Raw genomic sequence first — 13518 nt, 5'->3', positions numbered from 1 at the left:
CTGTGGCCGCTCATGTTCGAGTCTAGCTTTTACTTTCTGCAAAGCATTCATTTTCTCTGACAAAAATGCCAATGCGTATTGCATTGGCATTTGTTCCGCAGTCTCTAAATCAATGCCTGCATTATGTAATATTGCAATCAGCTGGATTGGTTCTCTAAACTCTCGGCATTGAGCTTTGCTTGTAAATCGTAGTCTAGCTCTTCCAGTTTTTTAAAATTCGCTGAAGACATATCACGCAACATTTCATAAGTCACAGCATGATGATTACCTTTGTCATCCACTAATTGAGCTTTAGCGACAAACTCAGAAATTGCGATAAATTCACCTTCTTTGGTTTGCTTACGTGCCTCAAAAAGCTCACCAGTAGTTAAGTCAGACAGTTCAACGCTTTTACATTTCACCGCCTTATTTGCGACTAAAACAGTCATCGCCACAGGGAGCAAACCAATAACACTTAATCTCATTTTTTCACCTGATTAAAAAGTTTCGTTTAAATAGTCCATTGCGAATATCGTGAGATCACGCAGGGTTTCACCATCAACTGCATAGGCTTCAGAAACCTGTGTAACATTACAATCGATGTATGTTTCTCGGAATCCACCTGTTGGCGACTCAATTGAAATCCGTGCATCTTTTACATCAAGCCAGCTAATAGTATCTTTACCATCAGGGATCACTACTGAACATATGATGTCATAAAGCTGAATACCTTTAGATTTGTATTTCGCTTTAAGTTTTCGGTTCATTGTTACGATTCGTTTTGCCCCATTTATTTTTGTGGGGTTAAAACGCGCACAGTCATATTCCAGACCATCCACGCTCATCACAATCGTGCTTACTGCTTCTTCAGCCATTTCATAGACCTCAATAAATCATGAGGCTATTGTGCAAAGAACTTTTTTTATTTATTAGGCGGAAGGACTTCCATAAATATTAAAGGCCGCAATTAGCGACCTTTAATTTAGTGATTAAGTGTTAGTACACATCTAGCGTTCCAGCAATAACATGCATACCACGCACCCAATTGGCAGGGATTTTTGCATTTGCACGGTAGCGATCATTGGCATCTTCAATGACAAGCAATTGAGAAGCGCTTTCACGAACGTTCTGCAAAATCTCAGCATCATCAAGCTGCACCAAACGCTTCAAAATAATTGAACGCACATTTCGACGCTGTGGTGCAGTGTTTTTACGACGACGTTCTTTTGCTAGATCAGCACGTACAACTTTTCGGGTGTAATCAATGACCAGTGCACCGTTGATGTCCAGCATTAAGTCATCATCTGCACCTGAGTCTGGATTGACTCGATATGCTGATACAGCGCGAACGATTTCAGGAAAACCATCAGCACCCGTGTCAATCATGCAAACACCACGATTTAATGCCAGTTCAATACGTTCAAATTTAAGTTTGTATTGATCTGTCACTGGCGTGATGCCACCAAGATTGACACCGTTAAACGGCAAGGCTGGATCATTAGAATCCGCCAAAGCCGCAGCCATTGCGCCAGCTAGCTCTGCTTCTTGACCAATTGCACCGTGATAGCAAACACATAAAACGCGATAAGAGCTTTTTATAGGTGCTTGCTCTGCAAATGCTTCAGCAGCTTCAATGTCAGAAAATGGCACAATCAAAATTGCTGGTTTTTGATTGATAGCATCACTCACCGAGTTTAAGTGCGTGATCCAAGCCAATGTATCAGCACCAGCGGCTGGTGGCGCTGACACTGCGATGATTGTATGTCCCAAAGAGGCGATTGTTTCAAGTGCTGATTGAAGAGTCATATATACCTCAGATTACATTGTTAAGTTGTGCTTTGCTCATTTGATATTGAGTTTCAATTTCAGTGCTTGATAAAACTCTATTCCAATTCGCAACTTGACTGACAACAACTGGTAAGCCTGCAATTGTTGAGCTTAAATGCCCATGACCAATATAGTGAAATAATGGAACTAAACCTGAAGCTACGGGAATTTGAGCTGTTTGTCCCAACTCCGCATTTGTTTTCTTGACCACAGTACCGAGAGTTTTATTATGTAATGTCCACTCAAGACCATTGTAGGTTAAAACCATAAAATACAATCGCGTCACATTACTAACTACAGTACCAATATTTGAACTTGATCCAGTTTTAAATCTTGCTCCCAGTGTTTTATCTGAACTATTAAATTGCATCATTGGTGCATTGTTAGCTGTTACACCGTTGCCTATATCGAGGTAGGTTGCAATGTAAGGTGCTGTAGCTGCTTCAGGTATTGTTGAGCCATCCCAACCACCAATAAACATAATCGAAAACTGAACTGTTCCATCAATGGGTATAGGCTTAAATGGAACACTTGAAACTAAACAACCGCTGGTAATTTTGATTGCATTATCCAATTGAGTGATGACAGTTGGATCAATAACTCGTGTGCCTCCACCAACAGCACTGGTCGTTCTGTATGGAACTAAATTTGCAGTTTTACCAGTTAAATCTTTAAGACTACCGCCCGCCAGATCAAAAGCATAACTTAGTGACTCTTTAGCAATATAAGGAAAAAGAGTCGGTAAACCCTGACCATTAAAGTCTGCATTAGGCAGCCTATAAACTGTGCACTTCATTTAAATGATCTCCTTAAATGATACTTTTGCCACTTGCACTTCTCCTTCATTTGCAGAAAGTCGTGCTGTAAGTTGAGTTTCGTATGGTTGAACTTCGATATAAAATTTGATTGGTCGCCATAACAATCCTGCAAAATCAAATTGTTCTGCACCACCAGCAGTTGGGTAATTCAATTCAGTCCATGATTCAATTTTCAATGTGCTGATATCGAAAGAATCTTTGGTGATTGTTTGAACTGAAACTTGATTACGATCAACAATTTGATTCGCATCAAGTCCAGAATATGCAGCGTTAGTCATATCAAAATAGGCTTTAGGAAAATTTCTCCCCCAAACTGTGATGAGAAATGTACGAGGACTTTCTGAAGATGGAAAATTGATAGACTGCTGAATAGAATTGCCATTTATTAGTGTAATCACACCATCTACAGCAATATTTTGGTCTGATTTTCGTGGTAACTTGCTGCTATCAATTGGTACAAATGTTGCGACACTACCAGTCTTGATCCATGCATCTAATTGCGCTTGAGTTCCACATAGCGGTTGAGCTAAAAGTTCAGCACTTAGACTTTCTTTGCTTTTAAGCTTACGTGGTTGTGCAACTTCATATTTGCTTGCTGAATATTCAACTTGAACATCATTAAGACTAAAATTACCTTTCAGCATTAAATAAACTTTATTGCCGACCATGCTATAAATCACTTGATCTTGATTTATCTGAATATCACCATTTTCAATAGTAACTGGACGCCAAGCACCTCGATTTTTATTCCAACTGCTTTGATATGCTGCATCATTCGGATTGGATGGTCTTACTACAACTGTAGAGGTTTCAAGATTATTGCGAACATAAGCTTGAATGTTTCCAATTGAAGTAAGTTTGATTTTGATTTGATTTAAATGCTGTGGTAACGCATCCAAACCAATTTCAACTAAACAATAATCACTAAATAGAACGCTTTCACCATTTTTCAGTGCTGTATATTCGTCAGCACGAAGCGTCCAAGTTAAATCGGCAGCTTGCAATGTATCAAGTTCATCGTATTTGTACTCATTTTTAAGTGAGTAATGACCAACAGAAATCTCTTTCCATTTTTTTGACTTATCTAAACGATTTTTGAATAGTAGATCGCTATCAGCGACCACATTAAATCCTACACGTTTACGATAAATTTTTAATGTTCTGAATGCAGTCTGTTGATCCAGATACTCAAGCATAGGCAGCCAAAAAAGACCACAATTGCGTGTACCAGTATGGCTTTGATGAAAAAGCTCAGCTGTACCGAATTTATAGAAACCGACCTGACGATTCAGAACGTCATTAGAAATCAGTGCAATATTATATTCGTCAGCAATTGCTTTGACAGCTTGATGCTGTGTAGATGTCGCAGGGAATTGAACAACTAAAACAGGCTCTACACCATGCGCAAGGCAGACATCAACCAAGCGTCTAGTATTTTCTTGATAGTAAGTTACATCTGATGCCAAGAACTGACCGTCATTTGCTAAAGAGCAAATAAGTGCAAAGCGTGGTTTCATGCTTTTTAATGATGCCCCAAAAGTCTGAGTATCATTCAAAACACGTTGTTGCATTTGCAGCAAGTCGTTCCCACTCACACCATAATTAATCAAGCGAAAATTTGTCAGCTGACTGAGCTGACTAACATAAGACTTGTCTTGAACACAGTAATGCGCTGCCGTTAAGCTATCACCAACAACCATTACAGAATCGTCATTTCCAATTTTTAGATTTTTAACTTCACTATTTTGAGTGCTTGGTAGTTGTCTAAGCTTAGGAATGTCTACAGTTCCATCTGCTTGTACACCAATAGCAATATTGTCATTGCCATCAGCAAAAGCAGCAATATAGTGATTTGAATCTGTCTCAACAATTTTGTCAAAATCCAGCTTAGGAATGACAACTGAACCATTTCTTTTAATACCCAAAGCAATGTTATCAAATGCATCAGCAAATGCTGCGATATATTGACTGGAGTCTTTTTCCTCGATTTTTTTAAAATCTAGTTTTGGAATTAATACAGAGCCATTACTTTTAATGCCAAGTACCACATTTCCAGCTGCATCTGTAAAAGCTGCAATGTATTGACTAGATTCAGCCTCATCAATGTATTTTTGCAAAGCACTTAAAAGAATGTCAGGCAATTTAAAGAAATCACTACCATTAAAGTGATACTGGCCATTGATATCATTCGTATCAGGATCATTGTCTGGATCAGCCACGACACTTGTAATGCTATCAATTGGAATATTCACAACATCTGCAAGCATTTGTGCTTTAGTACGATACGATTTAAATACACCATTGTTTTGAATCAAGTACATTGAGTGTTCAATACGCTCAATTCGTTCATTTTGTTCATTAACGCTGGTTTGAGTCTGATCAGCAATAGCTTGAACATCTGACGCAGCAGCAAAGTCATTAACATTAGACATTGCTGCTGTACCTAAGCCAGCTTTGAGAGACTCAAATACTTTGACTTGTCTAATCTTTTTTGTTTCACCATCCTGCACAATCGGTAAAAAATCACTGTTCTTAGCAGTTTGCGCTTCATCAAGTTCACTAATTTTGACAGTAATTTCAACAGCTTCACTCATACGATCAACCCTCAGTCGTTAGAGTTTTCTTACTCTCAGTGCTTAAGCCTGTTCCAGCTTCAGTTGTAATCTTCATTACAACTGTGGACTGATTTAATGAAAAACCTTGTACATCAACAAAGCGGTTGGTTTTGATAGCAGCCGAAATCATGCGCCCAGCTTGACTGTTTTGACCATAAATTGTGTCAGCTTGAGCTTTGTCATAAAGATTGACTGGCATGTCTTCAGTTGCATTAGGGTCAGTTGTAATAAACAACACGCGATGATCGTTTGGTGGTAGTCCCAAACGCACGGTATTGATATTTACTTCCAGATAATTCCCTGGCGTCTTGATTTGAGGAATAGTCATTAAGTATTTTCCTTTAATTCAATTAAATCAGACTCATCTTTGATGCCATCGTCTGGCGCAAAGTGATAGTCGACATTAATTCTGATCAAATCAGCATCTGTTTCTTCTTCTTCGCGCACGCGATCCGAAGCAGTGATGGTGAATTGAGTATGAAATTCTTGAGAGAGAACGCTGATTGATTGACTTTGAGTTTTGCCATTGAAAATGGTCTTGGTTCGACCAAGGCTGAGTGGCGCAAGCCCCTTAACATCAGCAGACGATAAGTCATTGCCGATTAAAATCTTTTGAACATGCTTTAGCATCAAGAAGGTGCCGATATCGTGAATCGTGCCATGACGTTGAGTTTCTTCATTACGCATTGAACGAGCACCGACCAACACCACAAAAGTCACTGGATACTTGGTCTTGTCATTTGAGATTTTTTCTGGTGTACCAGAACCTTGGAAGGTCACCCAAATAGCAGGAAAAGTTTTCACCCAAGACAGCAAACCGTCATCGAACTCACCACCGTAGGTTTTGATTTCTCGAATCCAGTTCCACTTGTTGTCTTTGATTTGTTGAGCCAAGACATCTTTGATGCCTTGCTCAACAGTGGATAGGTCTAGCTCTACCATCCGCCACCCCCGAAATCCCGACGACCAACAACTAACATTACGTTATTGGTCGAGGTCTCAAGTGGTGCAGATTCACCAGCTGGCGTACCGCCTAATGCCACGTCACCTTTAGAAATGGCTCTAAGGGTTTTAACAGCATCGTTATAGCGAATTTTGATCGGATCATTTTCAGTCACGACCATCGCACAAAGATGGTATCGAGCAATGTGACAACCAATAGCGACCAAATAAGGTGGAACGATGGGTAACGGCAGTTTGTAACGCACTTGCACATAACCATCAATTTCACTGTTTGCTTCCTCTAGGGCAGCATTCAATTTTTGAAAGTTAATTTCATTTTGGTATGGCTCACGATTATCTGTCAGCTGAATCAATTCTTGATCACCAAAGCGCTCACGCATAGCATCTACCGTTACATACATGGTTTATGCCTCCGCGCCAGTCGATCCATAGACCGTTTGCCAGAAACCATAACCAGCTGCACCACGTGACTCGACACCAAAGTAGAAAACGCCTTCCATAAATACAGATGGTGATTCCATGCTAGTTTGCTGAACGAATACTGGTTTTTTACGCACCTGATAAACAAATGGTTTCACTGGCTTGGTGGTGTCCAACAAGAACCATGCATTGTCATCAGTCAAACGAGCAGACACTTGAACCTTAGCTGTGCCTTTGTATGGGTTTGGCTTACCATCCTCAAGACGATCTACAGTGACCAAAGCGTTAGCAATATCTTCAAGCGCAGCTGGCACTAATAGCGTTGTTGGTGTGATATTCAGTGGTCGACCTGATTCATCCTTAAATTTGCGCATTGCTGTACGAGCAGCACCAAATGAAGCTTGAGCTTTGGCTAAAGTTTCAATTGAAAGTTTTTTTGTGCCTTTGTTGCTGACGGTGGTTTTACCCACTTTATGACTGGTCGAAATCATGGCTTGGCCGTCATAGCATTTTGCAGAAAATGCTTTATTTACGGCTTCAAAGACCAATTCATCAGGGTGTTGCTTAGCCGACCACGCCGCCGATTCTGCTTGAGGCTTATAGATTCCAAGCTGATCATCTTCAATATCATTTCGACGCACTTCAATCGTTGCTGAGAAATCTTTGTTGCGGATGACATAGTCATATTCTGCAAGCTTAGTAATATGTTTTTTGCCGATCCATTCTTTCATCTGTGGAAAGTTTTCTAACCAGCGATAATCAACATAAGCACCATTACTAGGCACTACCATTGCAATAGCTGGATATTCAACAACGACATCATTTAGTGCATTGTTATAAACTGTCTTCAGATTTAAAAAGATTGCGTTAAGTGCTGCACCGTTTACGTTCATTCTACCCATACTCCATTTTCATCAATACCAACGACACGACCAGCTGGAGACAACGTTCCACCAGCATCCGTTTCAGCAACTGTTTGCCCATCTTGTAAAAAGCAAGGCTTACCAAAGGAAGCTTGCGTTACAGGGTCAGATGTACTGTTAGCAAACTGGAAAGCACAATCATTACGCACCAAAACATACACATCGCCATTTGATCCAGCAGTGTTGTCGACGCTGTCTTCATAACGACCTAAATAAGTCAGATCAGCATTGACAGTGACTGGCACGGCATAACCCGTAGCATCTACAGCAGCGGCAAAGCCAGCTACAATGGCGGCACCAGCTTTGACTGGTACACCAAACAAACCCTTTTCACGGAACGGGGTTTGACGTTCTTCCTGATTTAAAATGCTGCTCATTATGTTGTAGCTCCTAAATCAATCCCCATTTGTGCTGCAACAGCTAAAGCTTCAGGGGAATGTGCTTGACCACCACCTTGTTGGTTATTGCCAGCGAGGTTCACAGTTGTTGTTTGTTTTTGATTCAAAGCTGCAATTTTTGGCAGGCTTTCAATATGTTTTTTAATAAACTCAGGATTGGTCTTTGCCTGATCTTTTGCCCAATTAATGGTTGCATCACCCGTCAAACGACCATCCGAACAAGCGGCAACAATGAGGTCGTCTAATTCTTTGCTGGCAGCATTCGCAGCTACAGCTGTCGCGCTGGCAATTGCTTCTTGATAAACCGCAATAGGTACATATTGAGTCAGATCAGGTGCTTGGCTATTGGCGGCAGTCTTTACTTCAATTGCTTTTTCAATCGCAACTGATAGCGCCTGACCAGCAACCAAGGTTGTTCCAAAAGCACCATCCATTTTTGCAAAAGCACTATTTGCAGCGGTTAATAACTCTTGTTCTGTGGCTGTTTCTGGCAGCCCCAGACATTTACGCATGAGTTCTAAAAACTCTTTCATTGATGAGTCCTCGTCGGATTGTTGAGACAAAAAGTTCTGAGCCGCAGCAGCAAGACGTGCTTCGGGCAAGATGTCTAAATTCGGGGTATTGGTTAAGGCGAAGCTATGAAGTCCGAGGACTTCACCAGCTTGGTTGTAGAAGAAAACAGGCGAAGTGTATTTATATTCCTTAGCCTCGATATATCCCTTGGCTTTTTCAGTCCATTCAAATTGAGTGCTACATAGTCCAACTCCATCTACATATTGGAATCCAGCAGGTTTTAGCCAACCAGACGCTGGTGCAGGATCACCAGACTCTTGAGCTTTTAAAGTCGCGTGTTCATAGTCCACCACTAGATCGATAGAACGCTGATTTAATGCAGCAGCAATTTGACGACCACGTGCTGGAGTAAGTTCCCAGTGTGGGGCATCGGTAGGACGACCATCGATACCACGAAAGATTCCTTCAGGAATCAAAACAAGGTAAGTCGATGTCGCATCTAGGGCGAATGAGCACGCGGCTACTAATAAGGTCTTTTTCATGCTGGCAGCATCGCACTGCCAGTTTCTTTTTATTAGGCGGAAAGGCTTCCGTTTATTTTTTAGGGATTAAAAATCTTTTGCCAATAATGATCTACATCAAAGAAAATCTCTTGTTCAGCTTCAGTTTGCAAATTTCCTTCAGTATCCATCGGCATAAACATCCTTGGCTCAATATCGCCGAATGGAATCGGTGCACCGCGCTTTGTTCTTCCTGAAGCGCCTTTCTTGATACCAAAGTGCATGGCTGCGGCATAAGGCATATTGTTGCTAATGATGGCTTCATCTTTGGTATGGCTGGTTACGACTCTTGATCGAAGATCACCAGAACGATGCAAGATACCACCGTAGCTGTATCCCTTATATTCATAAATTTTAATTGTTGTTGGTTTACGGCCAGCCCACTTGGGGCGACCTTGTTGCTCAAAGTTTTCATCAACAACCGTTCCCAATGATGCAGCAATTGCAGCCGCCAAAGGACTCGCATTAGTCAAACGACGACCCACTTGCAGCAAGCGATCCGCCAACATCTCATCATTGATTTTGATTGCAGTCATTCAATACCTCGGATCAATTCAAAGTTTGTCATCAGTGACTTGCTTGATACTTTTGCAATGTCGGTCACTTCCATGACGCCATCTTTGGATTGTACTGATACTCGAATTACTTTCTGTCCAGCATCATCCAACACGGGTACAACGAACACCATCTGACGTTTTTTACTATCCCATAACACTTTTTGAATCTGCTGAAGTAGCTTTGGTAATGCCAGCCACTCTTCAGTGCTTAGTGCATTTGTAGCTTGACCAACTAACAAGCGATCTGACACCGTCATAATTGGACTTTCAACGGCAATATTCTTTGCAGTCAACGTTTTAATATCATCTATGCCAACAACCCCAACCGTGCTGGTCATATTTTGGGGTTTGGCAAAATTTAAACTGTTTTTGACAAATGCTTCATGTGCCTTAATTCGGGGTGGACTCAATAATATCTGTTGAACTTGCTGAATTGCTAACTGTGCACCCACGAGATCAGCCGCACGCTTGGTTAATTCTGTATCAAGTAAATAGCTCGACGCTGGATGACTGTTAAAGCCAGCTGCTGGAGAGAAATAAGTCACTTGTCCATCATTTTGCCGAACTCGGATACGTGTCCGGAGAGCCACCGCATCTTGACCTGTAAAGCTGCTTTTACCAATCACAACTTGGAGCTGTTCAATATCTTCAGGCAAGGTTTCGACTTGTCGCAAACCTAAACGCTCAACATCACCTACACGACGGCCACGTACTGTGCATTTACAACCAAACTCTGTTGGTGGATAAGCATAGAGCCAAAACGGATCATCGTAATAACGCGTCTCACCGTTTCGTGCTAAGTGCGCTTTACGTGGGTTTGTAATCGAAATATGCACCCATTCCCAAAGAGGACGAGTGTCAATTGATGCCATCAATCCTTTATAACGTCCAGCCGCCAAGCTCTTATGCACGTTGGTATCAAAGATGGTTTTTAAACGTCGTGGACTACCAAGCTGCACCGTTTGCTCGATACCAGCTGGATTGATTACGGTCTGTTTTCCCCACCAGCCTTTTTCACGTAGTGTGGGAATAATCGAGGCTTTCCATTGTTCCAGACCTTGACCTTTTTCCAATGCGGTAATTAATGAGCTTTTAATGTCCTGAAGTAAATCCACCCGTGCAACTTTGGCAACGGTAAACGCTCGACTATGTGCATGATCAAGGGTTTCGTGCCAGTCCCAGCCAATCTTAAAACCTTTCGATTCTAAGTATGCAATCGCATCTTTAGGGGGGAGTTTAAACAGCGCATTCAGCTCTGGCCGTTGCGGTACTTTAGCCATTTTCAGCCTCTGCACTTAAACGCCCAAATACTTCAGCAGCAAAAAACAGCTTGGTTAATTTGTCTTGCAAGGCTGGCTCATCATCACTTGGATACAGCTCTGATAAGACAGCCAATACATCTTCATCACTTTGACCAGATTGGATTTTAGCAATGAGGTCTTGTGTCCAGTCTTCAGCGGTTTTTTGCGCTTGCTTGGCTTGATCATTGAGTAATAACTGAATTGCCTGTACATCCAGCGGCACTTGATTATTGGCTGCAATCAATCCATTCAACAATTGAGGTACATACATATTTGCAGCAAGGTTTGGCGTTGCTGGTGCGGCTGGTGTTGTATATGCCAGCACGTCTTCATTATCGTCCGCAGGCTGTGGAATCCCAAGTTTTTCATGCGCCCAGCTACGTGGGATTTTAAAGCCAATTTCGACCAGCTTAGGTAAAGCCTCGCTGAAGGTTTCAATATCTTCAGTATCAGTGGTATCAAAATAAAATGATGGGTATCGATCTGGTGAAACGTTCGGATAATTCAAACGCATCAAACTACAAACCAAACTATCTGTGATTGAGCGTGCAAGCTGCTTAGCATCTGACTTGACCAGCTTATCAAACTGAACCTCATGGGTTTTACTTTGTGCGTTGGTACTGGTTTTACCATCTGCCTGAGAGAGCAACGTACCACCGACAATGACTTTTGATTGGGTTTGTTCACACCATTTGACCAAATCAAAATGATTTTTGGTGTCACCGTCGGTGGCTGCTTCAAAATCAATACTCATGCCATTGGGGATGATACCGCCAGCATTGCGTCCAATCGACATGACAGCACGAAGCAAAGTTAATTTTTCTTTTTCCGTTGCTCCAGCTGGATATTTACCAATTTTGCTCGGTAAACCATAAGACTCCAAAAACTCCAAGACATCACGAATGCCATAGTTTTTAAATAAGAACGGCCATGTAAGAACACGGTGCAAGCCAGCGCGAGGAATATAACCAGACTTGGCTTTATGTCGGTGGATAAACCAACCAAAATCCCAAAAATCCGCGCCATCGGGTGAACCATCATTGAGCTTGAGTATATTCGGCTGATTGTATGGGGTCATAAAATTGCGAGGGTTTACATGCTCAAAACTTTTAGGCAACCAAAGATTGCCGAGTTGATGCCACTCAATCTCTTGGCACGAATAGCCATGACCAACACCGTCCATTGCATCAAATAAGAACATCTCAAAGTCGGTAATGTCATCAATCCATTCCGCAACTTCTTCAGCAATTTTGCGCTCGGCTTCACTGGCATTTTTTGGAGGGTTCACGCCCCAAGGCAGACCATTGACACCTTTCTTGCGCTTATCCATCTCACTGAAGATATGACCGTCACGCTCTTCCATGTCACAGAACAAATCTGCTTGTGCTTGAAGGTTACCTTGTTCAGCATCGGTCATCAGTTGGTGCAAATGCCTTGGGGTTAAGCCAACTACGGGATGATCTTGCCACTGATTGGTCAGCCAAGCGATTTCTGCGGTTTGGTTTGATTCAAGTGCGGATCGGTCTTGAGTTTTGGATTGGATTTTTTTCTTAGCCATAGCGCAAATACAATATGAGGATTTTGCACCATTATTGTTTTTTGACTTATTTTAAATTAGGCGGAAAGACTTCCATTTATTTTTGATTTTTTAATTGCCGTAGAAAGGGCGATTTTAGCGACCTAAAAGCAAACACGACTCATTGTTGCAGAATTGCCTTTAAATCGCTAAAAACGCATTTATAAACGTTTATAAATCTATAAATCCGCCCAACTAATAATTGGTGATGATGAGTTCCTGTTTTTCATCACGGCTCACACCAACTTTACCAACGGAGTAATTAATTTTAGTGGTGCTGATATTCAGGTCTGCAAATGCTTCTCGAATGTCAGGATGATCATTAATTGACAGCATGACCTTGCTTTGACAGGTTTTCATCAGCTCAGCCATTTTCAAATAATGCTCCCATCCAAATTCAACACCATAACCTGTAAGCTTCCAGTAAGGCGGATCAGCGTACATAAAGCTGTGGGGTCGATCATACTTCTTCAAGCAATCATCCCAGCTTAGATTTTCAACAGTTACACCTGAAAGCCTGTAATAAGCATCGGTCAGATTATCTTCAATACGTAAAAAGCTTGGTGCTTTCGCTGTCGTTGCAGTTCCAAAAGTTGGATTTGTGTTCTTTGCTCCAAAAGCGGTATGTTGCAAATAATAGAATCGAGCTGCACGCTGGATGTCTGTCATTAAATCAGTACTGGCAGCTTTTAACCATTCAAACATTTGACGACTAATGATTGCCCATTTGAATTGGCGGACAAATTCTTCTAGGTGGTGCTGGATGACTCGGTATAGATTCACCAGCTCTCCATTTACATCATTGATAACTTCCACTTTTGACGGCTGTTCACGCATAAAAAATAATGCTGCACCGCCAGCGAACAACTCCACATAACATTGATGCACTGGCATTTTTTCGATCAATTGCGTCACCAGACGACGTTTACCACCCATCCAAGGAACAATTGGCTTGGTTTTCATGTTTTCACCTACTGCAAAAGCTTTTCATTTTCTGATAGCCTCGAATTACTCTGTACAGGGTAACGAGGCTAAGCCTGCGGTAGTCACTTACCAAAGGAGGCGGTT

At 41.6% G+C, this 13518-nt stretch carries 15 protein-coding genes; all 15 read right to left on the bottom strand.

Going from position 1 to position 13518, the window contains the following annotated elements; genetic code table 11:
* Positions 1–137 precede the first annotated feature (137 nt).
* A complete protein-coding gene (locus tag WA352_RS10305; protein ID WP_336142467.1) occupies positions 138–464 on the bottom strand; it encodes a hypothetical protein in 327 nt (108 codons plus the stop codon).
* A gap of 12 nt (positions 465–476) precedes the next feature.
* Positions 477–854, bottom strand: coding sequence for a hypothetical protein (locus WA352_RS10300; protein WP_336142466.1), 378 nt, complete (start codon positions 852–854; stop codon positions 477–479).
* Between the two features lie 121 nt (positions 855–975).
* Positions 976–1785 (bottom strand): phage tail protein, encoded by an 810-nt coding sequence (locus tag WA352_RS10295; protein ID WP_336142464.1) that lies wholly within the window; start codon positions 1783–1785, stop codon positions 976–978.
* A 7-nt stretch (positions 1786–1792) separates the two neighbouring features.
* Complete coding sequence (locus WA352_RS10290; RefSeq protein ID WP_336142462.1) at positions 1793–2602, bottom strand: hypothetical protein; 810 nt, start codon at positions 2600–2602, stop codon at positions 1793–1795.
* Positions 2603–5218, bottom strand: a complete 2616-nt coding sequence (locus WA352_RS10285; RefSeq protein ID WP_336142460.1) for an SGNH/GDSL hydrolase family protein — start codon at positions 5216–5218, stop codon at positions 2603–2605.
* 4 nt (positions 5219–5222) lie between these two features.
* Positions 5223–5567: a hypothetical protein gene (locus WA352_RS10280; RefSeq protein WP_336142457.1), complete on the bottom strand. Its 345-nt coding sequence runs from the start codon at positions 5565–5567 to the stop codon at positions 5223–5225.
* Positions 5567–6181 (bottom strand): phage protein Gp37, encoded by a 615-nt coding sequence (locus WA352_RS10275; protein ID WP_336142455.1) that lies wholly within the window; start codon positions 6179–6181, stop codon positions 5567–5569. The genes WA352_RS10280 and WA352_RS10275 overlap by 1 nt, the downstream gene beginning before the upstream one ends.
* Positions 6175–6603 (bottom strand): gp436 family protein, encoded by a 429-nt coding sequence (locus tag WA352_RS10270; RefSeq protein WP_336142452.1) that lies wholly within the window; start codon positions 6601–6603, stop codon positions 6175–6177. Before WA352_RS10270 ends, WA352_RS10275 begins: the two co-directional genes overlap by 7 nt.
* A gap of 3 nt (positions 6604–6606) precedes the next feature.
* Positions 6607–7515 (bottom strand): Mu-like prophage major head subunit gpT family protein, encoded by a 909-nt coding sequence (locus tag WA352_RS10265; protein ID WP_005203973.1) that lies wholly within the window; start codon positions 7513–7515, stop codon positions 6607–6609.
* Complete coding sequence (locus WA352_RS10260; RefSeq protein ID WP_336142451.1) at positions 7512–7922, bottom strand: hypothetical protein; 411 nt, start codon at positions 7920–7922, stop codon at positions 7512–7514. The genes WA352_RS10265 and WA352_RS10260 overlap by 4 nt, the downstream gene beginning before the upstream one ends.
* On the bottom strand, positions 7922–8998 hold the full coding sequence (locus WA352_RS10255) for a phage protease (RefSeq protein WP_336142449.1): 1077 nt from the start codon (positions 8996–8998) through the stop codon (positions 7922–7924). The genes WA352_RS10260 and WA352_RS10255 overlap by 1 nt, the downstream gene beginning before the upstream one ends.
* 59 nt (positions 8999–9057) lie before the next feature.
* Positions 9058–9552 (bottom strand): phage virion morphogenesis protein, encoded by a 495-nt coding sequence (locus WA352_RS10250; RefSeq protein ID WP_336142447.1) that lies wholly within the window; start codon positions 9550–9552, stop codon positions 9058–9060.
* Positions 9549–10853 (bottom strand): phage head morphogenesis protein, encoded by a 1305-nt coding sequence (locus WA352_RS10245; RefSeq protein ID WP_336142445.1) that lies wholly within the window; start codon positions 10851–10853, stop codon positions 9549–9551. The genes WA352_RS10250 and WA352_RS10245 overlap by 4 nt, the downstream gene beginning before the upstream one ends.
* A complete protein-coding gene (locus tag WA352_RS10240) occupies positions 10846–12432 on the bottom strand; it encodes a DUF935 domain-containing protein (RefSeq protein ID WP_336142443.1) in 1587 nt (528 codons plus the stop codon). The genes WA352_RS10245 and WA352_RS10240 overlap by 8 nt, the downstream gene beginning before the upstream one ends.
* Before the next feature lie 213 nt (positions 12433–12645).
* Entirely contained in the window at positions 12646–13413 is a 768-nt protein-coding gene (locus WA352_RS10235) for a DNA adenine methylase (RefSeq protein ID WP_336142441.1), read from the bottom strand.
* Between the last annotated feature and the right edge of the window lie 105 nt (positions 13414–13518).

Origin of the sequence: Acinetobacter sp. 102 (assembly GCF_037028485.1) — a bacterium.
Lineage (GTDB): Bacteria > Pseudomonadota > Gammaproteobacteria > Pseudomonadales > Moraxellaceae > Acinetobacter > Acinetobacter higginsii.
The sequence above is the reverse complement of the archived record's forward strand: the minus strand, read 5'-3'. Positions and strand labels throughout refer to the sequence as shown.

Excerpts from the sequence above, each read along its gene's own strand:
- WA352_RS10300 (WP_336142466.1), bottom strand. The coding sequence starts at position 854 with ATGGCTGAAGAAGCAGTAAGCACGATTGTGATGAGCGTGGATGGTCTG.
- WA352_RS10270 (WP_336142452.1), bottom strand. The coding sequence starts at position 6,603 with ATGTATGTAACGGTAGATGCTATGCGTGAGCGCTTTGGTGATCAAGAA.
- WA352_RS10295 (WP_336142464.1), bottom strand. The coding sequence starts at position 1,785 with ATGACTCTTCAATCAGCACTTGAAACAATCGCCTCTTTGGGACATACA.
- WA352_RS10305 (WP_336142467.1), bottom strand. The coding sequence starts at position 464 with ATGAGATTAAGTGTTATTGGTTTGCTCCCTGTGGCGATGACTGTTTTA.
- WA352_RS10255 (WP_336142449.1), bottom strand. The coding sequence starts at position 8,998 with ATGAAAAAGACCTTATTAGTAGCCGCGTGCTCATTCGCCCTAGATGCG.
- WA352_RS10280 (WP_336142457.1), bottom strand. The coding sequence starts at position 5,567 with ATGACTATTCCTCAAATCAAGACGCCAGGGAATTATCTGGAAGTAAAT.
- WA352_RS10250 (WP_336142447.1), bottom strand. The coding sequence starts at position 9,552 with ATGACTGCAATCAAAATCAATGATGAGATGTTGGCGGATCGCTTGCTG.
- WA352_RS10275 (WP_336142455.1), bottom strand. The coding sequence starts at position 6,181 with ATGGTAGAGCTAGACCTATCCACTGTTGAGCAAGGCATCAAAGATGTC.
- WA352_RS10290 (WP_336142462.1), bottom strand. The coding sequence starts at position 2,602 with ATGAAGTGCACAGTTTATAGGCTGCCTAATGCAGACTTTAATGGTCAG.
- WA352_RS10240 (WP_336142443.1), bottom strand. The coding sequence starts at position 12,432 with ATGGCTAAGAAAAAAATCCAATCCAAAACTCAAGACCGATCCGCACTT.
- WA352_RS10285 (WP_336142460.1), bottom strand. The coding sequence starts at position 5,218 with ATGAGTGAAGCTGTTGAAATTACTGTCAAAATTAGTGAACTTGATGAA.
- WA352_RS10245 (WP_336142445.1), bottom strand. The coding sequence starts at position 10,853 with ATGGCTAAAGTACCGCAACGGCCAGAGCTGAATGCGCTGTTTAAACTC.
- WA352_RS10265 (WP_005203973.1), bottom strand. The coding sequence starts at position 7,515 with ATGAACGTAAACGGTGCAGCACTTAACGCAATCTTTTTAAATCTGAAG.
- WA352_RS10260 (WP_336142451.1), bottom strand. The coding sequence starts at position 7,922 with ATGAGCAGCATTTTAAATCAGGAAGAACGTCAAACCCCGTTCCGTGAA.
- WA352_RS10235 (WP_336142441.1), bottom strand. The coding sequence starts at position 13,413 with ATGAAAACCAAGCCAATTGTTCCTTGGATGGGTGGTAAACGTCGTCTG.